19 protein-coding genes are annotated in these 21,549 nt (G+C 70.7%); 7 read left to right on the top strand and 12 right to left on the bottom strand.

Annotated features, from left to right (window positions below):
• Window positions 1-76: 76 nt before the first annotated feature.
• The 4 genes from YU1_RS0107055 to YU1_RS0107040 form a co-directional block, all read right to left on the bottom strand.
• A complete protein-coding gene (locus YU1_RS0107055) occupies window positions 77-607 on the bottom strand; it encodes a hypothetical protein (RefSeq protein WP_029003473.1) in 531 nt (176 codons plus the stop codon).
• A gap of 105 nt (window positions 608-712) precedes the next feature.
• Window positions 713-1,531: a class I SAM-dependent methyltransferase gene (locus YU1_RS28345; RefSeq protein ID WP_051356584.1), complete on the bottom strand. Its 819-nt coding sequence runs from the start codon at window positions 1,529-1,531 to the stop codon at window positions 713-715.
• A 10-nt stretch (window positions 1,532-1,541) separates the two neighbouring features.
• Window positions 1,542-2,456 (bottom strand): metal-dependent hydrolase, encoded by a 915-nt coding sequence (locus YU1_RS0107045; protein ID WP_210163757.1) that lies wholly within the window; start codon window positions 2,454-2,456, stop codon window positions 1,542-1,544.
• Window positions 2,457-2,644: 188 nt separating this feature from the next.
• Window positions 2,645-3,196 carry a peroxidase-related enzyme gene (locus YU1_RS0107040; RefSeq protein ID WP_051356595.1) on the bottom strand — a complete coding sequence of 184 codons (552 nt, stop codon included), beginning with the start codon at window positions 3,194-3,196 and terminating at the stop codon, window positions 2,645-2,647.
• Window positions 3,197-3,501: 305 nt separating this feature from the next.
• On the opposite strand from YU1_RS0107040, the gene YU1_RS28340 reads away from it, so the two are divergent.
• The 5 genes from YU1_RS28340 to YU1_RS0107010 all read left to right on the top strand — a co-directional run bounded on the left by YU1_RS28340 (window position 3,502) and on the right by YU1_RS0107010 (window position 11,681).
• Window positions 3,502-8,349: an NAD-glutamate dehydrogenase gene (locus tag YU1_RS28340; RefSeq protein ID WP_035714258.1), complete on the top strand. Its 4,848-nt coding sequence runs from the start codon at window positions 3,502-3,504 to the stop codon at window positions 8,347-8,349.
• A gap of 114 nt (window positions 8,350-8,463) precedes the next feature.
• Window positions 8,464-9,849, top strand: coding sequence for an MFS transporter (locus YU1_RS0107025; RefSeq protein ID WP_029003470.1), 1,386 nt, complete (start codon window positions 8,464-8,466; stop codon window positions 9,847-9,849).
• 55 nt (window positions 9,850-9,904) lie between these two features.
• A complete protein-coding gene (locus YU1_RS0107020; protein WP_029003469.1) occupies window positions 9,905-10,246 on the top strand; it encodes a hypothetical protein in 342 nt (113 codons plus the stop codon).
• 146 nt (window positions 10,247-10,392) lie between these two features.
• Window positions 10,393-10,815 carry an alternative ribosome rescue aminoacyl-tRNA hydrolase ArfB gene (gene arfB, locus YU1_RS0107015; protein WP_029003468.1) on the top strand — a complete coding sequence of 141 codons (423 nt, stop codon included), beginning with the start codon at window positions 10,393-10,395 and terminating at the stop codon, window positions 10,813-10,815.
• 149 nt (window positions 10,816-10,964) lie between these two features.
• Window positions 10,965-11,681 (top strand): SDR family oxidoreductase, encoded by a 717-nt coding sequence (locus tag YU1_RS0107010; RefSeq protein WP_029003467.1) that lies wholly within the window; start codon window positions 10,965-10,967, stop codon window positions 11,679-11,681.
• A 70-nt stretch (window positions 11,682-11,751) separates the two neighbouring features.
• Here YU1_RS0107010 and YU1_RS0107005 read toward each other — a convergent pair whose 3' ends face one another.
• Entirely contained in the window at window positions 11,752-12,492 is a 741-nt protein-coding gene (locus tag YU1_RS0107005) for an SDR family NAD(P)-dependent oxidoreductase (RefSeq protein WP_029003466.1), read from the bottom strand.
• An 81-nt stretch (window positions 12,493-12,573) separates the two neighbouring features.
• On the opposite strand from YU1_RS0107005, the gene YU1_RS0107000 reads away from it, so the two are divergent.
• Window positions 12,574-13,230, top strand: coding sequence for a TetR/AcrR family transcriptional regulator (locus YU1_RS0107000; RefSeq protein WP_029003465.1), 657 nt, complete (start codon window positions 12,574-12,576; stop codon window positions 13,228-13,230).
• A gap of 62 nt (window positions 13,231-13,292) precedes the next feature.
• Here YU1_RS0107000 and YU1_RS0106995 read toward each other — a convergent pair whose 3' ends face one another.
• The 6 genes from YU1_RS0106995 to YU1_RS0106970 all read right to left on the bottom strand — a co-directional run bounded on the left by YU1_RS0106995 (window position 13,293) and on the right by YU1_RS0106970 (window position 19,317).
• The gene (locus tag YU1_RS0106995; protein ID WP_029003464.1) at window positions 13,293-15,299 is read right to left on the bottom strand and encodes a caspase family protein; all 2,007 of its coding nucleotides are present in this window, start codon (window positions 15,297-15,299) and stop codon (window positions 13,293-13,295) included.
• Between the two features lies 1 nt (window position 15,300).
• Window positions 15,301-15,657: a hypothetical protein gene (locus YU1_RS34215; RefSeq protein WP_029003463.1), complete on the bottom strand. Its 357-nt coding sequence runs from the start codon at window positions 15,655-15,657 to the stop codon at window positions 15,301-15,303.
• Between the two features lie 246 nt (window positions 15,658-15,903).
• The gene (locus tag YU1_RS0106985) at window positions 15,904-16,233 is read right to left on the bottom strand and encodes an ArsR/SmtB family transcription factor (RefSeq protein ID WP_029003462.1); all 330 of its coding nucleotides are present in this window, start codon (window positions 16,231-16,233) and stop codon (window positions 15,904-15,906) included.
• Window positions 16,220-16,690: an SRPBCC family protein gene (locus tag YU1_RS0106980; protein WP_029003511.1), complete on the bottom strand. Its 471-nt coding sequence runs from the start codon at window positions 16,688-16,690 to the stop codon at window positions 16,220-16,222. The genes YU1_RS0106985 and YU1_RS0106980 overlap by 14 nt, the downstream gene beginning before the upstream one ends.
• Before the next feature lie 86 nt (window positions 16,691-16,776).
• The gene (recN, locus tag YU1_RS0106975; protein WP_029003461.1) at window positions 16,777-18,456 is read right to left on the bottom strand and encodes a DNA repair protein RecN; all 1,680 of its coding nucleotides are present in this window, start codon (window positions 18,454-18,456) and stop codon (window positions 16,777-16,779) included.
• A 6-nt stretch (window positions 18,457-18,462) separates the two neighbouring features.
• Window positions 18,463-19,317 (bottom strand): outer membrane protein assembly factor BamD, encoded by an 855-nt coding sequence (locus YU1_RS0106970; RefSeq protein WP_029003460.1) that lies wholly within the window; start codon window positions 19,315-19,317, stop codon window positions 18,463-18,465.
• Between the two features lie 253 nt (window positions 19,318-19,570).
• Between YU1_RS0106970 and aidB the strand changes: the two genes are divergently transcribed.
• Entirely contained in the window at window positions 19,571-20,392 is an 822-nt protein-coding gene (gene aidB, locus YU1_RS0106965) for an AidB family quorum-quenching N-acyl homoserine lactonase (protein WP_029003459.1), read from the top strand.
• A 102-nt stretch (window positions 20,393-20,494) separates the two neighbouring features.
• On the opposite strand, the gene lpxC is transcribed toward aidB, so the two are convergent.
• Window positions 20,495-21,436, bottom strand: a complete 942-nt coding sequence (gene lpxC, locus YU1_RS0106960) for a UDP-3-O-acyl-N-acetylglucosamine deacetylase (protein ID WP_029003458.1) — start codon at window positions 21,434-21,436, stop codon at window positions 20,495-20,497.
• Between the last annotated feature and the right edge of the window lie 113 nt (window positions 21,437-21,549).

Here is a 21,549-nt window from a genome sequence, read left to right as displayed (position 1 = left end):
GGCTGTCGTCAATAGATCAAACGGTGAAGATATGAACGTATGATCGATTCCTGTATTTGGCGGTGCAGCAGTGTGGTTACGGCGCTGCGGTCAGGGCGAGGCGCAGCGTATCGGCGGCCGCGCCGCTGACCTGGAGCAGCACGGGGGCATCGCCGGCCTTCAGGGAAAACCGCACGCTTTTGCGCGCCAGCGGGCAGTCGCGCACGCCGGTGAAGGCGGTGGGCTTGAGTGGCTTGCCGTCCTGCACCAGGTCGATCCAGGCGCCCTGGTCGAGGGTGATCTGCAGCACGCCGTCCTGCCGCGGCGGGGCGAGCCGCACGAAGCCGGCGAAGCCCGCGCCCGAAGCCCGTTCCGGCGGCGTCGGCAGGCCCGCCTCGCCGGCCGGGACAAGCGCGAGGGCGAAGGCGGTGGGGCTGTCCGCCGCGAGCGTCGCGCCGCTGGCGAGGCGCGGCAGGCCGGCGGCCTGGAGCCGCGCCCCCTCCGCCTCCAGCGGCCAGGCGGCGGCCGCGCAGCCGGACCCCTCGGCCGCCGCGGCGGCGGCGGGCAGGAGCAGCGGCTGGACAAGGGCGAAGCCGAGGATCAGCAGGGGCAGCCGGGAGCGGCGCATGGGACAGGCCTCCATGATATATCCGCCTGAATATAGCATGGCCGTCGCGCCGGCAGGGCGCATGCCCAAGGAGGACGTTTCGCCGCCGGCCGCAGCGCCCCGGCTTCAGGCCGCCTTGCGGTAGCGGCGGGCCACGTAGGCCACCTGGCCGTTGGCCAGCCCCTTGTAGAGCATCGATCCCTGGGCGCCGGCGAACTCGGCCATGAAGCGCTGCATCAGCCACACCCGGCCGATGCGCGCGCGCTTGCGCGCCTCGGCGGCATCGAGCGCGGCCACGGCGCCCGCCGACAGGTCGCGCGCCGCCGCCAGCTCCAGCCCCGGCGCCGCCAGTTGGCGGTCCAGCTCGGCCACCATGGCCTTGCCGCGCATGTCGGCGAAGGTGAACCAGCCGCCCGGCTTGAGCACCCGCGCGACTTCGCGGGCGAAGGCGGGAACGTCGGCGTAGCAGTGCGAGGATTCGATGTTCACGACGATGTCGAACGCGCCGTCGGCGAACGGCAGCCGCTCGGCGTCGCCGGTCTGGAAGGAAAGCGCCGGCGTGTCGCCGTTCAGCCGCCGCGCCAATTGCACCGTCTGCGGCGAGTAATCGAGGCCGACCACCACGGCCGGCGCGCAGTAGCGCGCCACGTAGCGCGCGCCGCCGCCGCGCCCCGAGCCGACCTCCAGCACGCGGGCGCCGGCCACCGGCAGTCCTTCGACGGCCTGCTGGTAGAGGCCGATGAAGGCCCGCTCGGGCTCGTCCTCCGGCCTGAGCGGAAACGGCGCGCCGTCCGGCACGAAGCCGTAGTTCATGAAGCGCCAGTCGTCGTCGCGCCAGAACCAGGACAGCATGTCGTAGAGGCCGCGCCACGCCCATTTGCGGGTGCGTGGGAATGCCCCGTGGTCGATGGCGTCGAGCATGCGGGTGAAGACGGGGCTGGCCATGGCGGGTCCCTCAGCCGGCCTTGCCGGCGGGCGCGGCGCCGCTGCCCGGCGGCATGTCGTTGGCGAGCCACTCCCGCCCCTTGCGCATCAGCTCGGCATCGTCGCTGTTGCGCGGGTCGAAGCCCGGCAGATAGTAGCGCAGCACGTTCGGCAGGCAGCGCCGCCAGTAGCCGGGATAGCCGAGCGTCACCCAGATGAAGCGCAGCCAGAAGCGCAGGCCGGTCTTCACCCCGTCGGCGCGGGCATAGATCGGCACGTTGCGCAGGAAGATGACCAGGAACGGCAGCAGCGTGCCGTTCATGCCCAGCACCCGCAGCATGTAGCGCTGCCAGCGCGACATCTCCGGCGTCGCCGCCTGGAGCACGTCGAGCGCCACCGCCTTGTGCTCCAGCTCCTCCAGCGCGTGCCACATCCACAGCCGCCGATAGGCCGGGGCGGCCTTGTCCAGCAGGTCGGGATGGCGCAGCGTCAGAGTGGAGAGGGTGGCGGTCATGTGCTCGATGGCGCAGGTGATGGCCAGCCGGTGCAGCGGGTTCTTCACCACCTCGAAGCCGAAGCGGATCGGCTTCTCCATCGCCTCGACGTCATAGCCGAGCGACATCATCGCCCGGTTGTATTCCTCATGCTCGCGGGTATGGAAGGCTTCCTGAACCGCATAGCCGTTGATCTCTGCGGCCATCTGGCGGTCCGGCATCTTGGCCGCATAGTGCTTCAGCGAGCGGATGAAGAAGCGCTCGCCCTCCGGCAGGAACACCGAGAGGCCGTCGATCAGCACCGTCTTGATGATATCGTCTTCCAGCCAGTGGCGCTGGGCGTTGCCGAGGATCCCGAAGCGGATGTCACGCGGGATGATGTCGTCCGGGTTGGCCATGTGGGCCGTCCCGTGTCCCGCCGTGTCCTGACCGTAGCCGCTGGGTCCTGCCATATGCTCAATCCACTCGGTTGGAACCGGCCGCGCGATCCCGCGCCGTGCCGGACGACGGACCGTCACCCGTGCCTTATCGCAGATCGCCGGCCGGCGGGGTAGCATGACGGCGGAAGCGCATAAAGCCGCGCGCCGGGCCGCCGAGGCCGGCCCGGCGCGGCCAGCCTCGCGACCTCAACCCCGCATCCTCAACCCCGCGCCTGGGCGTGGTATTGCGCATTGGGGCGCATGTCGGTGGCGCTGGCGACGCGGTTCGACATGTTGAAGAAGCCGGTCACCGCCGCCACGTCCCAGATGTCCCGCTCGGACAGGCCCGCCGCGCGCAGCGCGGCGCGGTCCGCCTCCTCCACCAGGTGCGGCGTCTCGGTGAGCTTCACCGCGAAGTCGAGGATCGCCCGCTGGCGGGCGTCGAGCCGGGCGGCGCGGTAGTTCATGACGATCTGCTCGCCCAGCTCCGGTGTGCCGGAGAGCGCGCGCACCGCCGCCCCATGAGCCGTGAGGCAATAATAACAGCGGTTCACCGCCGAAACGGCCACCGCGATCATCTCCCGCTCCAGCTTCGACAGGCCGGAGGGCGCGAGCATGAGGTCGTTATACATGGCGGCGAAGGCGCCGAGCTTGGCCATGTCGAAGGCATAGGCCAGGAGCACGTTCGGCACGAAGCCGATCTTCTCCAGGCACTTGTCGAAATAGGCCCGGGTCGGCGCGTCCAGCGGCGCGGGCGGCAGGTCGAGGGCGATGGCGGGCTCCGCCTTGGCCGCCTGCGCGGCGGCGGGCGCTGTCGGGCGCCGGGCCGGGGGTGGGGATTTCGCGGTAGCCTTCAACCGTCCGGCAGTTGCCTCTTTTGCAGGCGCGGCGCGCAAGGGGGCAGGTTTATCAAGGTTTTCAGCGGGCTTGCGCGCCGTCGTGGCGGGCGTCATCTTCTTCGCCATTGAGGGGGACCTCGTCATTCTTTTGTCGCGCCTTGGGCTCAGACCCATGGCCTCCCGGAGGGGATGAGGATCGCTCAAATCGGGGTGTTCGCAAGAGCCCCAGGAGAGGTGTGATGAATATCCAGGGAAGCCAGGGTTCCGATGCCTCCTTCGGGCCCCAGGCCCGCCTCTCGGTGGCGGTGAGCCTGCTCAAGGCGGACGGTGCCCGCGTGCCGGAGGCCTTCACCCGCCAATTGTTCGGCTCCGCCGCTCCGGAAGACGTGGACACGCTGCTCCCCGAGGCCATCGCCGACCTGTCGCGCACGGCCTGGGCGCACCTGCTCGCCCACCAGCCGGGCCAGAGCGACGTGCATGTCTTCACCCCCAGCCTGCCGGGACAGCCGGCCATCACGGTGGTCGAGACGATCAATGACGACATGTCGTTCCTGTTCGATTCCGTCGCCGGCGAACTGGCCGACCGGGGCCTCGACCTGAGCCTTGTGGCCCATCCCATCTTCGCGCTGGAACGCGGCGCGAGCGGCGCCGGCGCCCTGGAGGCGGACCTTGCCGCCGCCGTGGCGCGCGGCCTCAAGCGCGAGAGCCTGATCCACCTGCACATCCCCGCGCTGAGCGGGCCGGAGGCGGAAGCGGAACTGCGCGCCGCGCTGCTCCAGGTGCTGGCCGACGTGCGCGCCGCCAATCGCGACTTCCATGCCATGCGCAGCCGCGTCCATGAGGTCTCGAAGACCTATCGGCGCGAGAAATGCCCGTATCCGGTGGTCGAGCGGGAAGAGGCCGCCGACCTCGTGGAATGGCTGGTGGCCGACAATTTCATCTTCCTCGGCGTGCGTGCCTATGCGCTGACCGCCGAAGGCGGCCTGGAGGCGGTGGCCGACAGCGGCCTCGGCGTGCTGCGCGACCCGGCGGTGCACGAACTGCGCCTCGGCTCAGCCCCCGTGGTCACCACGCCGGAGATCCGCCAGTTCCTGTCCGGTGGCCAGCCGCTCATCATCACCAAGTCGAGCCTGCGCTCGCGCGTCCACCGCCGCACCTTCCTCGACTATGTGGGCGTGAAGCTGCACGACGCCGAGGGCCAGCTCACCGGCGAGCTCAGGATCATCGGCCTGTTCACCTCCACCGCCTACACGCATTCGGTGATGCAGATCCCCTATGTGCGCCACAAGGCGGAGGCGGTGATGGACTGGGCGGGCTTCGTGCCCGACAGCCACTCGGGCAAGGCGCTCTCCACCGTGCTGGAGACCTATCCGCGCGACGACCTGTTCCAGATCGACGCTGATACGCTGCAGACCTATGCCTTCGACATCCTCTCGCTCTACGATCGGCCGCGGGTGCGGGTGCTGCCGCGGGTGGATGCGTTCGACCGCTTCGTCTCCGTGCTGGTGTTCGCGCCGCGCGAGCGCTTCGACGCCGCCTTGCGCCAGCGCGTCGGCGCCTATCTCGCCCAGGTGTTCTCCGGGCAGGTGGCGACGGTGGAGCCGGTCTTCCTGCATGACCTGCCGCTCACCCGCGTGCACTACATCATCGGCCGCCAGGAAGGCCGCACGCCCGAGGTGAACCGGGCGGCGCTGGAGAAGGAGGTCGCCCGGCTTGCCCTCACCTGGTCCGACCGCCTGCGCGAAGCGCTGCTGGCCACCCACGGCGCCGCCGAGGCCCAGGCGCTGATCGCGCGTTACGGCGCCGCCTTCGATGCCGGCTATGTGGCCGCCTATGGGGTGCAGACGGCGGTGGAGGACATCGCCCGCATGGAGCGGCTGTCCGAGGCCCGCCCGGTGGCGCTGGATTTCTACCGCCGGCCCGGCGACCTTTCGACCCGCATCTCGCTGCGCCTGATCTCCTTCGGCCGCCCCCTGCCTTTGTCGCAGCGGGTGCCGACGCTGGAGAACATGGGCCTGCGCGCCATCGACGAAAGCTCCTACCGCATCGCCACCGCCGCCCGTGCCGGCGGGGCACCCGCCGCGCGCGGCTGGGTGCACGAGATGAGCCTGGAGCGGGCCGACGGCGGCACCATCGAGGTGTCGGGCTCGGCCGAGCGCCTGGAGGACCTGCTCACCGCCGTGCTGCGCGGCGAGGCGGAGAACGACGGCTTCAACGCTTTGGTGCTCGACACCCAGCTCGCCTGGCGCGAGGTGGCGCTGGTGCGCGCGCTCGCCCGCTACCTGCGCCAGGCGGGCCTTGCCTTCTCGCAGGACTATCTGTGGACCACCCTGGTGCGCCATGCGCCGGTGGCGGAGAAGGTGGCGCGGCTGTTCCACGCCCGCTTCGATCCCGCCCGCGACCCCGCGCCCGAGGCGCGTGCCGCCCGCGAGGCGCCGCTGCGCGCGGCCATCGAGGCCGCGCTCGCCGAGGTGTCGAGCCTGGACGAGGACCGCATTCTGCGCCGCTTCGTGAACCTCGTGGACGCTGCCCTGCGCACCACCTTCTATCAGGCCGGGCCGGACGGGCAGGTGAAGCCGGCCATCGCCATCAAGTATGAGAGTGCCAAAGTGGAGGGGCTGCCGCTGCCGCGCCCGCTCTACGAGGTGTTCGTTTATTCCCCGCAGGTGGAGGGCGTGCACCTGCGCTTCGGCCATGTGGCGCGCGGCGGGCTGCGCTGGTCGGACCGGCCGCAGGACTTCCGCACCGAGGTGCTGGGCCTCGTGAAGGCGCAGCAGGTGAAGAACGCCGTCATCGTGCCGGTGGGCGCCAAGGGCGGCTTCGTGCCCAAGCGCCTGCCCGCCGGCGGCAGCCGCGACGCGGTGCAGGCGGAGGGCGTCTCGGCCTATGAGACCTTCGTCTCCAGCCTGCTGGACCTCACCGACGACCTGAAGGGCGGCGCGGTGGTCCATCCGCAGGACGTGGTGCGGCTCGACGGCGACGATCCCTATCTGGTGGTCGCCGCCGACAAGGGCACGGCGACCTTCTCCGACACGGCCAACGCCATTTCCCAGCGCCACGGCTTCTGGCTGGACGACGCCTTCGCCTCCGGCGGCTCGGTGGGCTACGACCACAAGGCCATGGGCATCACCGCGCGCGGCGCCTGGGAGGCGGTGAAGCGCCATTTCCGCGAATTGAACGTGGACATCCAGGTGACGCCGGTCACCGTGGTCGGCGTCGGCGACATGTCCGGCGACGTGTTCGGCAACGGCATGCTGCTGTCGAAGGCGATCAAGCTGGTGGCCGCCTTCGACCATCGCCACATCTTCCTCGACCCCACGCCGGACACCGCCGCCGCTTATGCGGAGCGGGCCCGCCTGTTCGCCCTGCCGCGCTCCTCCTGGGCGGACTACGACGCCGCGCTCATCTCCGAGGGCGGCGGCGTCTATCCGCGCAGCGCCAAGCGCATCCCGCTGTCGCCGCAGGCGCAGGCGCTGCTCGGCCTTGCCAAGCCGGAGGCCGCGCCGAACGAGGTGATGACCGCCATCCTCAAGGCCGCCGCCGACCTGCTGTGGTTCGGCGGCATCGGCACCTATGTGCGCGCCACGGCGGAGAGCGATGCCCAGGTGGGCGACCGCGCCAACGACGCCATCCGCGTCAGCGCCGCCGACCTCAAGGTGAAGGTGGTGGGCGAGGGCGCCAACCTCGGCATGACCCAGCGCGGCCGCATCGAGGCCGCCCGCAAGGGCGTGAAGCTGAACACCGACGCCATCGACAATTCCGCCGGCGTGAACACCTCCGACGTGGAGGTGAACATCAAGATCGCCTTGTCGCTGCCGGTGGCGGAAGGGGTGCTGACCGCGCCCGACCGGGCGAAGCTGCTGGCCGACATGACGGCGGACGTGGCGCTGCTGGTGCTGCGCAACAATTATCTCCAGCCGCTCGCTTTGTCGCTCGCCGAGCGGCGCGGCACCGAGGATCTCGCCTTCCAGCAGCGCATGATGCAGGCGCTGGAAGTGCGCGGCGAACTGGACCGGACGGTGGAATACCTGCCCGGCGATGCGGAGATCCAGGAGCGCCGGGCGCGCGGGGAAAGCCTGACCCGGCCGGAACTGGCGGTGCTGCTGGCCTATGCCAAGCTCTCGCTCTATGCCGAGCTGCTGGCCTCCGAGGTGCCGGACGACAGCTATCTCGCCGACGAACTGGTGACCTATTTCCCGCCGGCGCTGCGCGAGCGCTTCCCCGCCGCCATCGCGGCGCACCGTCTGCGCCGGGAGATTATCGCCACCGGCCTTGCCAATGCCATCGTCAACCAGGGCGGGCCCGCCAGCATCACCCGCATCGCCGACCAGACCGGGGCGGACGCGGCGGGCATCGCCCACGCCTTCGCCGTGGTGCGCGACAGCTACCGCCTGCCGCAGCTTAACGCCGCCATCGACGCCCTGGACAACCAGGTGGACGGCGAGGTGCAGCTCGGCCTCTACATGGCGGTGCAGGACCTGATGATCGGCCGGGCCATCTGGTTCCTGCGCAACGTCAGCCTCGCTGAGGGCATCGCCGGGGTGGTGGCGCGCTATGGCGCGGCCATCGCCGAGGTCAAGCGGGTGCTCGACACCAGCCTGCCGGATACGTGGCGCGTGGCGCGTGACCGCCGCGTGGCGGAGCTGGTGCAGCAGCGCGTGCCGGATGGGTTGGCGAAGGACATCGCCGTGCTGCCGGTCCTCGCGGTCGGTTCCGACATCGCCCTGCTGGCCGAGCGCAGCGGGCGGAGCATCGCCGACGCGGCGCCCACCTTCTTCGCGGCGGGGCGCTATTTCGCCATCGACGACATCGTCGCCTCCGCCCGCGCCATCACCGCGCCGGACTATTACGACCGGCTCGCCCTCGACCGGGCGCTCGGGCAGGTGGAGACCTTCACCCGCCAGATCACCAGCGAGGTGCTGGCGCAGGGCGGCACCGGCGTCGAAGGGGTGGAAGCCTGGGTGGAGCGCCGCCGCAAGGAAGTGGAGCGCATCCGCGCTACGGTGCAGGACATCACCGCCTCCGGCCTCTCGCTCTCCAAGCTGACGCTGGCCGCCAACCTCCTGGGCGACCTCGCCCGGGGGTGAGGGGTTGCGGGGGAGGGACAGGGCCGGGCCGGTCTTGCGCGATACTTGGGGATCGGTCCCGCCTGGCGGCGGGACGGCTTCCGCCGCGCGGGCCATGGTGCCACTGTCCGGCGCATGACCGCGATGCCCTCCGCTTCCGCCGTTTCGTCCGCCCGGCCCGCCTCGCGCGCGGCGGTGGTGGGCTGGGTGCTGTTCGATCCGGCCTGCCAGCCCTTCTTCAGCCTCGTCACCACCTTCATCTTCGCTCCCTATTTCGCCTCCGCCGTGGTCAGCGATCCGGCGCGGGGACAGGAATTGTGGGGCTTCGCCACCGGCATGGCGGGGCTGATGATCGCGCTGGCCTCGCCCATCCTCGGCGCGGTGGCCGACGCGGCGGGCCGGCGCAAGCCGTGGATCGCGGCCTGCGGCGCGGCCCTGGTGCTGGGCAGCGCCACCTTGTGGTTCGCGCTGCCGGGGGAGGAGAGCCGGGTGCCGCTGATCCTCGCCGCCTTCGCGCTCGCCACCATCGGCGCGGAATGCGCCATCACCTTCAACAACGCCATGATGCCCGGCCTCGTGCCCCCCGAACGACTCGGCCGGCTGTCCGGCATCGGCTGGGCGGCGGGCTATGTGGGCGGGCTCGTCGCGCTCGCCCTCGTGCTCGCCTTCTTCGCCACCGACGCCAGGACCGGGCTGACGCTGCTGGGCCAGCCGCCCGCCTTCGGGCTCAGCGCGGCGCTGCGGGAGGGCGACCGCATCTCCGGGCCCTTGTGCGCCGTATGGTTCCTGGTGCTGGTGACGCCCATGTTCCTGTTCACGCCCGACCGGCCGCGCGGCCTGCCGCTCGACGTGGCGATCCGCGGCGGGCTACGCGACGTGGCTGCCTTGCTGCGCCGCCTGAAGGGGCAGCCGAACCTCGCCCGCTTCCTGATCGCCAACATGATCTATACCGACGGGCTGGTGGGCCTGTTCTCGCTGGGCGGGATCTATGCGGCGGGCACGCTCGGCTGGGGCTCGGTGCAGATCGGCATCTTCGGCATCCTCATCCTGATCGCCGGCATCGCCGGTGCCTTGATCGGCGGCTGGCTGGACGATCGCATCGGCGGCCGGCGGGTGGTGCTGATCGCGCTCGCCTGCCTGTTCGTGGCGGCGCTGGGCGTCCTCAGCCTCGCCCGCGACAGCCTGCTGTTCGGCCTCATCCCCACCGCGCCGGGCACCGGGCTGTTCGGCACGCTGCCGGAGAAGTTCTACCTCGGCCTCGGCCTGCTCATCGGCTTGGTGGCGGGGCCGCTCCAGGCCGCTTCGCGCACGGTATTGGCCCGCCTCGCGCCGCCGGAGCATCTGGGGGAGTTTTTCGGCCTGTTCGCGCTGTCCGGCCGGCTCACCTCGTTCGCGGCACCGACGCTGGTGGCCATCGTCACCGGCCTTGCCGCCAGCCAGCGGGCCGGCGTCGCGGTGCTGCTCGGCTTCTTCCTCCTGGGCGGGCTGCTGCTGGCCGGGGTGCGCGAACCGGCCCGTTGAGGCCCGGGCCGATCGGCGTTATCCTTGATTTTCACCCTTTCGGGGAGGCGCCGCGATGAGCCATCGGAGCCTGTGCCGTTTCGCCGCCGCGCCGGTTCTGGCCGTGGCCCTGCTTGCCGCGTTCCTCCTTGCCGCGTTTCTTCTGGCCGCGCCCGCGCTGGCGGATGAGCCGGCCAAGCCCGCCGACGGGCCGCCGCCGGCGCCTCAGTCGGCGCCCAGCCTGCCGCCAGCACCAACGGTTTCGCCCGCGCCGAAGGCCCCGGCCTCCACCAAGACACCTTCACCCACCCGCCTCGCGGAGGCCGAGGCGCTCGATCCGCGCTGGATCGGCCCGTCCTGGGAGATCCACGGCCTGACCATCTGGACCTTCAAGCCCGGCCATTTCCAGGGCCGGTGAGGGGCGGGCGGCGGCGTTTCCTACGCTGCTTCCCTCGCCCCGGCTTTGACCTGCCGCCCGAAACGCGCTCAAACGCGGGGAGGGGACGAGCGGCCGCGCCGGTGGGGCGCCGGCCGGTGCGGCCCGCCCACCCGTCCGGCGCAGACATGATCGAGATCACGCCCCGCATCCGCATCGCCGAGGAGGAGATCAGCCTCTCCTTCGTGCGCGCCTCCGGCCCCGGCGGGCAGAATGTGAACAAGGTGTCGAGCGCCGTGCAGCTGCGCTTCGACCTCATGGGCTCCCCCTCCTTGCCCGAGGGGGTGAAGATGCGCGCCGCCACTCTGGCCGGCAGCCGCCTGACCAAGGACGGCGTGCTGGTGCTCCAGGCCCAGCGCTTCCGCACCCAGGAGCGCAACCGGGAAGACGCCATCGAGCGGCTGGTGGAGCTGCTGCGCGCCGCCGCCGTGGTGGTTCCCAAGCGCCGCCCCACCCGGCCGACGCTGGGCTCCAAGGAGCGCCGGCTCGCCGCCAAGGAGCGGCGCGGCAGCGTGAAGAGCCTGCGGCAAGGCAAGCCGGACGTGGACTGACAGCACGCCCGCCGGCCGGTGCCGGGGAATGCCGCCCGCCTTGCCGGGAGCGGCTGGCGCGGGCGCGGGCGTTCCGGCAGTCTCGGCGGCACCGGGGGTGATTCCCCATTTCCGCAGCGGCTCCGCCGCGCGAGGCGAGGACGGCGAAGATGAGCGCGGCGGCGAGTGCGGGCAAGGTGGCGATCGTGACGGCGGGCGGCAGCGGCATGGGGGCTGCGGCGGCGCGGCGCCTCGCGGCGGACGGCTACACCGTCGCTATCCTGTCTTCCTCCGGCAAGGGCGAGGCGCTGGCGCGGGAACTGGGCGGCTTCGGCGTCACCGGCTCCAACCAGAGCGTGGACGACCTGCAGCGGCTGGTAGCCGAGACCATGGCCCGCCATGGGCGCATCGACGTGCTGGTGAACAGCGCCGGCCACGGTCCGCGCGCGCCGATCCTGGCGATCACCGATGCGCAATGGCACACCGGCATGGACGTCTACCTGATGAACGTCATCCGCCCGACGCGGCTGGTGGCGCCGATCATGGCGGCGCAGAAGGGCGGGGCGATCATCAACATCTCCACTGCCTGGGCGTTCGAGCCGGCCGCCACCTTCCCCACCTCCGCCGTGTTCCGCGCCGGGCTCGCCGCCTTCACCAAGCTGTTCGCGGACCAGTATGCGGCGGACAACGTGCGCATGAACAACGTGCTGCCCGGCTGGATCGACAGCCTGACTGCCACCGAGGAACGCCGCGCCGGCGTGCCGCTCGGCCGCTATGGGACGTCTGAGGAGATCGCCGCCACCATCGCCTTCCTCGCCTCGGAAGGGGCGGGCTACATCACCGGGCAGAACATCAAGGTGGACGGCGGGCTGATGCGGGGGATCTGAGGCGGCGCCGGTCCTTCGGCGTCGATCATGGCGGGGCGGCGGTGCCGGATGGCCGCCGCCGCCCGCGCTCTCAGGCGTTGAAGCCGCCGTCCACCACGAGGCCGGTGCCGGTGATCTGGCCGGCGGCGGGGCTCGCCAGGAAGGCGACGGACGCCGCCACATCCTCGGGCCGCCCGAAATGGCCGAGGGGCGTCAGCGCGCGCAGGCCGTCCGCCTGTTCGCCGCCGGCCGGGTTCATGTCGGTGTCGGTGGCGCCCGGATGCACGAGGTTCACCGTGATGCCGCGCGGCCCGAGCTCGCGGGCGAGGCCCCGCGTGAAGGCCAGCAAGGCCGACTTCGACATGGAATAGACCGTCACCCCCGGAAACGGCACGCGCTCGGCGAGGCACGAGCCGATGGAGATGATGCGCCCGCCCTGCGGCAGGTGCGCCAGGGCCGCCTGGGAGGCGAGCACCACCGCGCGCACGTTGACGCTGAGCAGGGCGTCGATGTCGGCAAGGCTCATGTCGGCCACCGCGCCGGGGCGGGCGATGCCGGCATTGTTCACTAGGATGTCGAGGCCGCCGAGTTGTTCGGCCGCCGCGTCCACCGAGCGTTTCACCGCCGCCGGGTCGGCGCTGTCGGCCTGGAGGGCGATGCCCCGCCGGCCCTTGGCCTCGATGGCCCGCACCACCTCGGCGGCCTTGTCCGCCGAACGCTCGTAGGTGATCGCCACGTCGGCGCCCTTCTCCGCCAGCGCCAGCGCAATGGCAGCGCCGATGCCGCGCGAGGCACCCGTTACGAGCGCGCGCTTTCCAGCCAGTTCAGTCATCTGCACACCTTTATGTGTCGATTGATACAGAAATGGCTAGATGCGTTGCGGTGAAGCGTCAAGAGATTTATATAACGACCGATGCATAAATCGGTCCCCACTTCCGCCCCCTCGCCGGAGCCGCCGGCCCGGTCGCGCGGCCGGCCCCGGGCGTTCGACCGTGCGGCCGCGCTGGCCGAGGCCACGCGGCTGTTCTGGCGCAAGGGCTATGCGGCCACCTCCATCGCCGACTTGACGGAGGCGATGGGCATCGGCTCGCCCAGCCTCTATGCGGCCTTCGGCTCGAAGGAGGCGCTCTATGCGGAGGCGTTGGAGCATTACCAGCAGCAATACGGGGCGCTCGTCTGGGCCAATTTCCTGGCGGCTCCCACCGCCCGCGCGGCGATGGCGGCCTATCTGACGGATTCTGCCGCCGCGCTCACCGGGGCCTGCGGGGGCGCGGATCCGCGCGGTTGCATGGTGACACTGTCCGCGGTCGGCGGCGAAGGCCAGGAGGATCTGGGCGCACAGGTGCGCGCGGCCCGTGCCCTCGGCCTCCGGCTTCTGGAGGAGCGGCTCGCGCAAGGGGTGGCGGCGGGAGAGATCAGCACCGCCGCGGACGTCCCCGGCCTGGCCCGCTTCGTGCTAGCGGTGCAGGGCGGCATGTCGCTCCAGGCCCGCGACGGCGCGAGCCGGACGGAACTGGAAGCCGTCGCCCGCCATGCAATGCAGGGGTGGGACGCCCTCGCCGGCGGTTGACCGGCGTCGACCTGGCTATCGCGACGTCCCGGGCCAGGTGCGGCCGTGCGTCGGCCGCCGCCTCACCGCCGCACGCTGCTGGCGATGCCGCCGATGACGTTGATCATCGTTCCCATGGCGGCGGCATTGGCCGCCGCCGCGGCGGCCTGCTCCTGGGCCGAGGGCGCCGGCGGCTGCTGCGCGGCAGGTTTGGGCTGCTGGGCGGCGGCGCGCTGCTGCTGCTGCTGCTGCTGGGCAGCCGCCCGCTGCTGGGCCTTGGCGGCTGCCGCCGCCGCCTTGTCCTGCTCCTCCTGGAGCGCGGCGAGATAGGCGGTCGCCGCGCCCTGGTGGCCGATGGCCGCGGCACGCCGGTAGAGCTCGACCTTGCTCTCCTGCGGCGTCTGCGGCGTGAAGCGCTTCTCCTCGATCATCTGCGCGAGGCTGACCATGGCGGCGGGGTCGCCGAGCTGGGCGCCGCGCCGGAAGGCGGCGACGGCGGCCGGGTAGTCCTTCTGCTGCTGGATCGTCAGCCAGCCGAAATTATCGAACGCCGCCGGATAGTTCGCCCGGGTCAGCTCGGTCTCCAGCGCCAGGGCCTGGCGCGGGTCGGTGGCCTGGGTGGCGCGGGCGAGCTGATATTTGAAGCGCAGTTCGGCGGGGAAGGCATTCACCGCGCCGGCGCAGGCGGCGATGGCGTCGCTGGCCTGAAGCTTCAGCGTCTGGAAGCTCACGCCCATGGCGGTCTCGGCCTTGCTGCGGTCATAGGGGCTGGCGGCGAGCTGATCGCAGAGATCGGCCTGGGCAATCCGCTCGGCACGGGCCCGCTCGGCATCGGCGACGGCCTTGCGGCGGGCGGCGTCCGCCTCCTCGGCCCGCAGCCGGGCTGCCTCGGCGTCCGCCTGCTGCTGGCGCAGCGCGGCAAGCTGCTCCGCCTGCTGGCGCTCGGCCGCCTGCCGCTGGGCCTCCTGCTCGGCCGTGCGCTGGCGCGTAGCCTCGGCGGCGGCCGCGGCGGCATCCTTCGCGGCCTGCGTGACCGCCGCGCTCTCGCTGCCCGGGGCGGCCTTGCCGCCGATGTCCTGGCGCAGTTCGGACATGCGCTGCGTCTGGCGTTCGTCGAGCACGTAGAAGACCGAGCCGAGGGCGAGCAGCCCCGCCGCGATCCCGGCCGCCAGCATGACGCGGCGCGGGCCGGCGCGGCGTTCCGGCGGCACGACGACCAGCGCCTGCGCCGGCGCGGCGGCGGACAGGGGAGCCGGCTGCGGCGCGGCGGGGACGGGGGCCGGTGCCGCCGGCGGCGTCACGGCATGGGCGCTGTTGACGAAGAACGGCATGGTGGTGATGTCGCCGTCGTCGCTCTTGACGGCGGTGATGCTGGGGCGCGGGGCGGCGACGCCGAGGCGCTCCTTGGTCAGCTTGCGCACCTGCTCGACGGCATCGCGCCAGGAGATGAGCGCGGCGTCCTTCTTCGCCTCCAGGCCGCTACTCAGCACCGAGACCAGCGTGCCGGTGAACAGCGTCATGGTGTCCTGCTGCTTGGACAGGGCCACGTCCCCGCCGGACGTGGCGTAGATCACCGCCGTGCCGCTGCGGGGGAAGCTCTCCATGAAATAGTCTTCCACGAAATTGTCGAGGAAGCCCGGCGCCATGAACTCCTTCACCGCATCGCCCGAGAAGCAGGAATCGAAGACGATGAAGGTGCGCTTGCCGATGAGGTGCTCGCTGAGGTCATGGGCGAGGTTGCGCACCAGCAGGCTGCTTGACGTCTTGGTCAGCTCCTTGGTGCGGCGCAGGGTGACGCAATAGCCCTTGCGGTCGGCGGAGATGAAGCCGTGGCCGCAATAATAGAGGATGACGTCGTCGAATTCGGACTCGGCGACGAATTCGACGATCTGGCTGGTGATGTCGTCGGCCGAGGCCGGGGAATCGTAGAGATCGAGCACCTGCGCGGCGGCGCCCGCCTCGCCCAGCGCCCCGCCATGGGCGAACAGCCGGCGGAATGCCTTGGCCGAGGCCGCGAAACGCGGATCGCTCAGGCTCTGCCAGTAATCATAGGTGCTGGCCCCGAGGATGATGACGCCGAGCTGGCGCATCTCAATTGTCCGTCTTGTTCAGGCGGCGCAGAATCTCCTCGATCTGCTCCAGCGAGGCGGTCTTCGGCGGGATGACGGTGGAATTTTCCAGCCCGTGGATGTGCACCGTCACGGAATTCTTGCGCACGAGATTGTAGATGCTCTGGGCGAATGCGGTGACGCCGCCGGCGGCGGTCAGCAATTCAGTCATCATGCTGAGGTCGACGCCCAGCAGCGTGCCGAGATCCATATTCTCTTCGGATGAGCGCTTGATCTGAAGGCTTTTCGACGGCGCCCCGAGAGTCTTCAGCTCAATGCTCAGTTCACGCGCCAGCAGTCCGGCCTCGGCGGCCGAGACTCCATCAAAGGAGATTTCCATAACCCGCCCCCACCTTAAGTCCTGCTTAACCAATACCATTGGTTGCAGGCTCTCTTCAATAGAGGTGGCACAGGCAGGAGACGAGTGGCGTCGATGCTCCGGGGTGACGTAGCAGTATGAGAAAAAGTCGAGTGTTCTCCTGAAGATGTGCGCAGGGCGAAGACTCTTTGGCGGTAGTGTTGTAAGCGCAATATAGCTGGCTATACTCATGCGCACGGGAGATCGCCGATGGCCGGGCGCGCCGGCCTACTCGACGAAGGCCCGGAGCCGTCCCAGCGCATCGTCCCACTGCCGCGACACGCTCGCCAGATAGTCGCGCGCCGCGCCCACCGTCTCCGGCTGGAGCGCGAACAGGCTCTCGCGCCCGCTGCGGGTGCTGCTGACGAGGCCGACGCCTTCCAGCACCTTCAGATGCTTCGTCACCGCCTGCCGCGTGAGGTCGGTGTCCTCCGACAGGCGGGCGATGGAGCGCGCCTCGCCGTCGCTCAGGCGCCGCACCAGCGAGAGGCGGGTGGGGTCGCCGAGCGCGGCGAAGAGCGGGGCGGCGGCGTCGGGGGAAAGGCTAGGGTTCAACATGCCCGCGAAGATTGTCCATCTGTGCGGCCCAGCCACGTGAGTTCATGCGCAAGGCATCCGGGCGGCGATGGGCGGGCAGGGCATCGAAGCCGGTCTCCGTGACGACGAGGCGGGTGCCCCCGTCCACCGCCGTCAGGCGGAACTCCACCAGTGTCGGTGTTGCGGCGGAATAGTCCACGTCCGGCTCGACGGCGTAGGGATGCCACGTGAAGGCGAAGACGTGCGGCGCATCCATGCGCTGGGTCACGCTCGACCAGCGCACATGCTCATAACCCGGCACGGTCATCTGCCCGCTCGTCGGGGCGCCTGGCACGAAAGGGGTCTCGAGCCGCACGCGGAACCAAGCGCCGAATTCCCGATGGTCGGTCAGGGCCTGCCACACGCGGTCGATGGGCGCCTTCAGCAGGATGGTCTTGGTGACGACGTTGCTATCGGCGGTGTCGATGTCTTGGCTCATGTCAGTGCTCATATCAGCAACCTCCCGGTTGCCTGATTAGGGCATTGGCCGCCGAAACATGCAACTAAAAAGTTGCCTTTTTCAGGTCAGCCCTCCGCCCCCAGCAGCCGGTCCGCCGCCGCGCGCGCCTCGGCGGTCACCGTCGCGCCGGCCAGCATGCGGGCGATCTCCTCGCGGCGGTGGTCGTCGGTGAGGGGCTGAACGCGGGTGGTCACCGGCGCGTCCTTCTTCGCCCCCGCGGCGCTGGCCTTGGAGATCAGCAGGTGCTGTCCGGCACGAGCCGCCACCTGCGGCGCGTGGGTCACCGCCAGCACCTGCACCTTGCCGGCGAGGCGGGCGAGGCGCTGGCCGATGGCGTCCGCCACCGCGCCGCCGACGCCGCTGTCGATCTCGTCGAAGATCAGGGTGGGGGCAGAGCCGCGATCCGCCAGCACCACCTTCAGCGCCAGCAGGAAGCGGGAGAGCTCGCCGCCGGAGGCCACCTTCATCATCGGGCCGGGGCGGGTGCCGGGGTTGGTGCGCACCCAGAATTCCACCCGGTCATAGCCTTCCGGGCCCGCCTGGGCGGGGTCGCTGTCGATGCGGGCGGTGAAGTGCGCCCGCTCCAGCTTCAAGGGCGGCAGTTCCGCATCCACCGCCTTGTCCAGGGCGGCGGCGGCCTTGGCGCGGCGCTGGGCCAGCTTGTCGGCGGCGGCGCGATAGGCGGCTTCCGCATCCGCCGTGCGGGTCTCCAGCCCGGCCAGGGTCGCGGCGCTGCGGTCGAGCGCGGCGAGGTCGGCGGAAAATTTCGCCGCCACCTTCGGCAGGTCGTCCACCGCCCCGCCATACTTGCGGGCGGCGGCGCGCAAAGCGAACAGCCGCTCCTCGATCCGTTCCAGCTCGCGTGGGTTGAAGGCAGTGGCGGCGATGGCCGCCTCCAGGTGGCTGCGCGCGGTCTCCAGCGCGTCGAGCGCGATGTCGATGGCCTCCACGGCGGGCAGAACCAGGTCCTGCGCCTCGCCGGCGCGGCGCTCCAGCCGGCGCACGGCGGCGGCGAGCGAGGGCACGGGGGAGGCGCCGCCGCCCACGGCGTCGAGCGCCTCGGACAGGTCGCCGGCGATCTTCTCCGAGCGCATCATGAAGGTGCGCCGCTCGGAGAGCAGCGCTTCCTCGCCGTCCTCGGGGCCGAGCGCGGTCAATTCCTCCACCGCGTGGCGGATGAAGTCAGCCTCCTTGGCGGCGGCCTCCAGGCGGGCGCGCTCGGCATCCGCCTCGGACAGGATGGCGCGCCAGACGCGCCACAGCGCGCTCACCTTCTGCACGTCGGGGATCAGGCCGCCGAAGGCATCGAGCAGCGCGCGGTGGCTGGCGGGGTCCACCAAAGCGCGGTCGTCATGCTGGCCGTGCAGTTCCACCAGCAGCGCGCCGAGCGCCCGCAGGGTCTGCACCGAGACCGGCTGTTCGTTGATGGTGGCGCGTGTGCGCCCGTCGGCCATCTGCACCCGGCGGACGATCAGGTCGCCCTCGTCGGCGATGTCGGCCTCGGCGAGCAGGGCGCGGGCGGGATGGCCCGGCGCGATGTCGAAGACAGCGGTGATCTGCCCCTTGGCCTCGCCATGCCGCACCAGGGCGCCGTCGCCCCGGCCGCCGAGCGCCAGGGACAGGGCATCGAGCAGGATCGACTTCCCCGCGCCCGTCTCGCCGGTGAGGACGGTGAGGCCGTCCGACAGGGCGAGGTCAAGCCTCTCGATAAGAACGATGTCCCGGATCGAGAGGGACGAGATCATGGGGTATCAGCCGAGGCCCATCTTCTTGAACGACTGGCTGATCCAGGAATCCTTGTTCTCCTGCGGGAGAACGCCCTTGGACTGCACCAGCTTGTAGGCGTCCTTGTACCACGGGCTGTCGGGGAAGTTATAGCCCAGCACGGCGGCGGCGGTCTGTGCCTCGGAGACGATGCCGAGCGCCATGTAGGCCTCGGTCAGGCGCATGAGCGCCTCTTCCACCTGCCGGGTGGTCTGATACTGCGTCACCACCACCTTGAAGCGGTTGATGGCGCCGGTGTAGTTGCGCTGCTCAAGATAGTAGCGGCCGACCAGCATCTCCTTGCCGGCGAGCTGGTCGCGGGCCACCTCCACCTTGCGCTTGGCGCCGGCGGCATACTCGGTGTTGGGATATTTGCGAATCACGTCGTCCAGCGCGTCGAGCGCCTGGCGGGTGCGCCGCTGGTCGCGGGTGATGTCGGGGATGCTGTCGAAATAGGCCGAGGCCACCAGATAGGAAGCGTAGGGCGCGTCCTGCGAACCGGGATGCAGCGTCATGTAGCGCTTGCCGGCGGCGATGGCCTCGTCGTACTTGCCCGCCTCGTAATAGACATAGGTGTCCATCAGCAGCGCCTTGCGGGCCCATTCCGAATAGGGGTGGGTGCGGTCGATGTCCTCGAAGCGCTTGGCGGCGGCGTCCATCTCGCCCTTGCGCATGAGGGTCAGGCCCTCGTTGTAGATCTTCTCGGCCGGCTCGTCGGGGGGGGTGACGTCCTTGTCGTTGGCGCAGCCCGCGAGCGTCGCGGAGACGAGAAGCACACCCAGCAGGGCCGCGGCGCGGGCAGTCCCAGCGCGAAACGGAACCGCGTCGATGAAAAGGCGCATACGTTCAGATCCCATTGAGGCGCATGCCTCTGCTGGCGAGGAGGCCACCGCTTACGGCGCTAATGGCGCTTTCCGCCGGCATTGTGGCGGGCGGTCATGAACAGACCGCAAACGTCATTCCGGAAAGAGGAAATAGACCGGGTGTGCTCCGGCGGCAAGCCTCGCCGCAGCGGCAGGGGGCCGGTTGCCGGGCCCTGGACCACCGCGCCGGCACCGTGCTGTAAGGAGGCGGACCACACCGGAACCCGCGCGAATGGAATATGGCCCCCGGCGCTTCGGCGCCTATGATGTGTTCCTGCTGCGCGACGGGGTCTTCGAGGCGCCCGCGGAAGCGCTGGTCCATGTCGCCGGCGAGGGCGCGCGGCGGCAGGCGATCGCCGCCTGGGGGCTGCCCGCCCTGCGCATGGACGTGAACTGTTTCGCGCTGCGCGGTCCCTCCGGTGTCGTCCTTGTGGATGCCGGCACCGGCCCGAGCTGGGGCGCGCATCTCGGCCATGCCCGCGCGGCGCTCGCCGGCATCGGCGTGGCACCCGGCGAGGTCGGCTGCGTTCTGCTCACCCATGTCCATGGCGACCATGCCCTCGGCCTGTTCGATGGCGAGGCGCCTTATTTTCCAGAGGCAGAGATTCTGGTGCCGCAGGCGGATCTGGCCTTCTTCACCGATGCCGAGGCCCGTGCGGCGATCCCGAAGGCCCGGCAGGGCGGCTTCGACATCGCCGCGGCCTTGCAGCGCATCTATGCCGGGCGCATCCGCCCCATCCGTCCGGGGACGGTCATGCCAGGCATCGATGCGTGCCCGCTGCCGGGCCACACGCCCGGCCACACCGGCTATCTCATCGGTGACGGCGCGGATCGTCTGCTGCTCTGGGCGGACATGCTGCACCTGGAGACGCTTCAGCCCGCCGATCCGGACGTCGGCCTGGTGTATGATCTCGACCCTGCCGCGGCCGCGCGCACGCGGCGCGGAGCGCTGGAACAGGCCGCCCGGCAAGGCTGGAGCGTTGCCGGCGGGCATGTGAGCGGGTTCGGGCGGGTGGAGGCTGTGGGCAGCGCCTATCGGATCGTGCCGGACTGAGCGCGGCCGTTCCGAAGATCTCAAGCCATCCGAACCGGCCTCAGGCGCCGGTCATTCGGGGGAGTTGTTTCTGACGGGCCGGGCGCCGGCCCGGTCCAGGGCTCAGCGCTCGGGGGCGAAGGCCGGCATGGGCTGACCGAACACCAGTTCGGCGGCGTCGCGGCGGCGGGCTTCCGGGGCTTCCACGATGGCATAGGCGGAACGGTCCGCCAGCAGCGCGTCCACCACCTGGAAGTTCAGCTTGTGGCCGCCGCGGAACGAAGCATAGCGGGCCTGAAGCGGCAGGCCGGCGAGGGCGAGGTCGCCGACCGCGTCCAGCGCCTTGTGGCGCACGAACTCGTCCGGGCAGCGCAGGCCCTCGGGGTTGAGGATGCCCTCGGGGCCGAGGCAGACGGTGTTTTCCAGCGAGGCGCCACGCGCGAAGCCGGCGCCGCGCAGGCGCTCCACGTCCTTCAGGAAGCCGAAGGTGCGGGCGTGCGCCAGCTCGCGGCGGAACACCGCGGGGGTCAGGTTGGCGGCGAAGCGCTGGCGGCCGATCTCGACATGGTCGAACTCGATCTCCACCTCGACGCGGAAGCCGGCGTCATAGGGGCGCAGTTCGCCGAAGGCGGCGCCGTTCTCGACCCGCACCGGCTTCAGCACCTTGATGAACTTGCGGCGCGCCTTCTGGGAGACGGTGCCGACCCGGTCGATGGCCGCGACGATGAGGGCGGCGCTGCCGTCCAGGATCGGAACTTCGGGCCCGTCGATCTCGATCAGCGCATTGTCGATGGCGAGGCCGGAGAGCGTCGAGAGCAGGTGCTCGACGGTGGACACGAGGATGCCGCTCTTGTCGCCAAGCACGGTGGCGAGGTCGGTGGCCTGCACCGACTGGCGGGACACGGAAATCTTGCGGGGAGCCTGGTCGGCGAAGGTGCGGAGGAAGACGATGCCGGTGTCGACGGGAGCGGGCTTCAGGAGCAGACGGGTTTCGACACCCGCGTGAACTCCGGCGCCCGTGAGCGTGACCGTACCGGCCAGTGTGGTCTGCATCAGTGGAACCATCCGTCTCGAAGCGGTGGCTGGAAAGCCCTGCCACTTCTTCGCCCCCAAACCAACATCCGGGGGGACCACATTTGCCGCGCTTGCCTGTCTAGGCTGGCGGAGAGCGTGGGAGC

It is taken from the genome of Azorhizobium doebereinerae UFLA1-100 (assembly GCF_000473085.1).
Lineage (GTDB): Bacteria > Pseudomonadota > Alphaproteobacteria > Rhizobiales > Xanthobacteraceae > Azorhizobium > Azorhizobium doebereinerae.
Note: the sequence above shows the minus strand (reverse complement) of the source record. Positions and strands in the feature narration are given on the sequence as shown.

What these genes read in the sequence shown, in the direction of transcription:
- YU1_RS0107055 (WP_029003473.1), bottom strand. Translation starts at nt 607, where the DNA reads ATGCGCCGCTCCCGGCTGCCCCTGCTGATCCTCGGCTTCGCCCTTGTC.
- YU1_RS28345 (WP_051356584.1), bottom strand. Translation starts at nt 1,531, where the DNA reads ATGGCCAGCCCCGTCTTCACCCGCATGCTCGACGCCATCGACCACGGG.
- YU1_RS0107045 (WP_210163757.1), bottom strand. Translation starts at nt 2,456, where the DNA reads ATGGCAGGACCCAGCGGCTACGGTCAGGACACGGCGGGACACGGGACG.
- YU1_RS28340 (WP_035714258.1), top strand. Translation starts at nt 3,502, where the DNA reads ATGAATATCCAGGGAAGCCAGGGTTCCGATGCCTCCTTCGGGCCCCAG.
- YU1_RS0107025 (WP_029003470.1), top strand. Translation starts at nt 8,464, where the DNA reads ATGACCGCGATGCCCTCCGCTTCCGCCGTTTCGTCCGCCCGGCCCGCC.
- YU1_RS0107020 (WP_029003469.1), top strand. Translation starts at nt 9,905, where the DNA reads ATGAGCCATCGGAGCCTGTGCCGTTTCGCCGCCGCGCCGGTTCTGGCC.
- arfB (WP_029003468.1), top strand. Translation starts at nt 10,393, where the DNA reads ATGATCGAGATCACGCCCCGCATCCGCATCGCCGAGGAGGAGATCAGC.
- YU1_RS0107010 (WP_029003467.1), top strand. Translation starts at nt 10,965, where the DNA reads ATGAGCGCGGCGGCGAGTGCGGGCAAGGTGGCGATCGTGACGGCGGGC.
- YU1_RS0107005 (WP_029003466.1), bottom strand. Translation starts at nt 12,492, where the DNA reads ATGACTGAACTGGCTGGAAAGCGCGCGCTCGTAACGGGTGCCTCGCGC.
- YU1_RS0107000 (WP_029003465.1), top strand. Translation starts at nt 12,574, where the DNA reads ATGCATAAATCGGTCCCCACTTCCGCCCCCTCGCCGGAGCCGCCGGCC.
- YU1_RS0106995 (WP_029003464.1), bottom strand. Translation starts at nt 15,299, where the DNA reads ATGCGCCAGCTCGGCGTCATCATCCTCGGGGCCAGCACCTATGATTAC.
- YU1_RS34215 (WP_029003463.1), bottom strand. Translation starts at nt 15,657, where the DNA reads ATGGAAATCTCCTTTGATGGAGTCTCGGCCGCCGAGGCCGGACTGCTG.
- YU1_RS0106985 (WP_029003462.1), bottom strand. Translation starts at nt 16,233, where the DNA reads ATGTTGAACCCTAGCCTTTCCCCCGACGCCGCCGCCCCGCTCTTCGCC.
- YU1_RS0106980 (WP_029003511.1), bottom strand. Translation starts at nt 16,690, where the DNA reads ATGAGCCAAGACATCGACACCGCCGATAGCAACGTCGTCACCAAGACC.
- recN (WP_029003461.1), bottom strand. Translation starts at nt 18,456, where the DNA reads ATGATCTCGTCCCTCTCGATCCGGGACATCGTTCTTATCGAGAGGCTT.
- YU1_RS0106970 (WP_029003460.1), bottom strand. Translation starts at nt 19,317, where the DNA reads ATGCGCCTTTTCATCGACGCGGTTCCGTTTCGCGCTGGGACTGCCCGC.
- aidB (WP_029003459.1), top strand. Translation starts at nt 19,571, where the DNA reads ATGGAATATGGCCCCCGGCGCTTCGGCGCCTATGATGTGTTCCTGCTG.
- lpxC (WP_029003458.1), bottom strand. Translation starts at nt 21,436, where the DNA reads ATGGTTCCACTGATGCAGACCACACTGGCCGGTACGGTCACGCTCACG.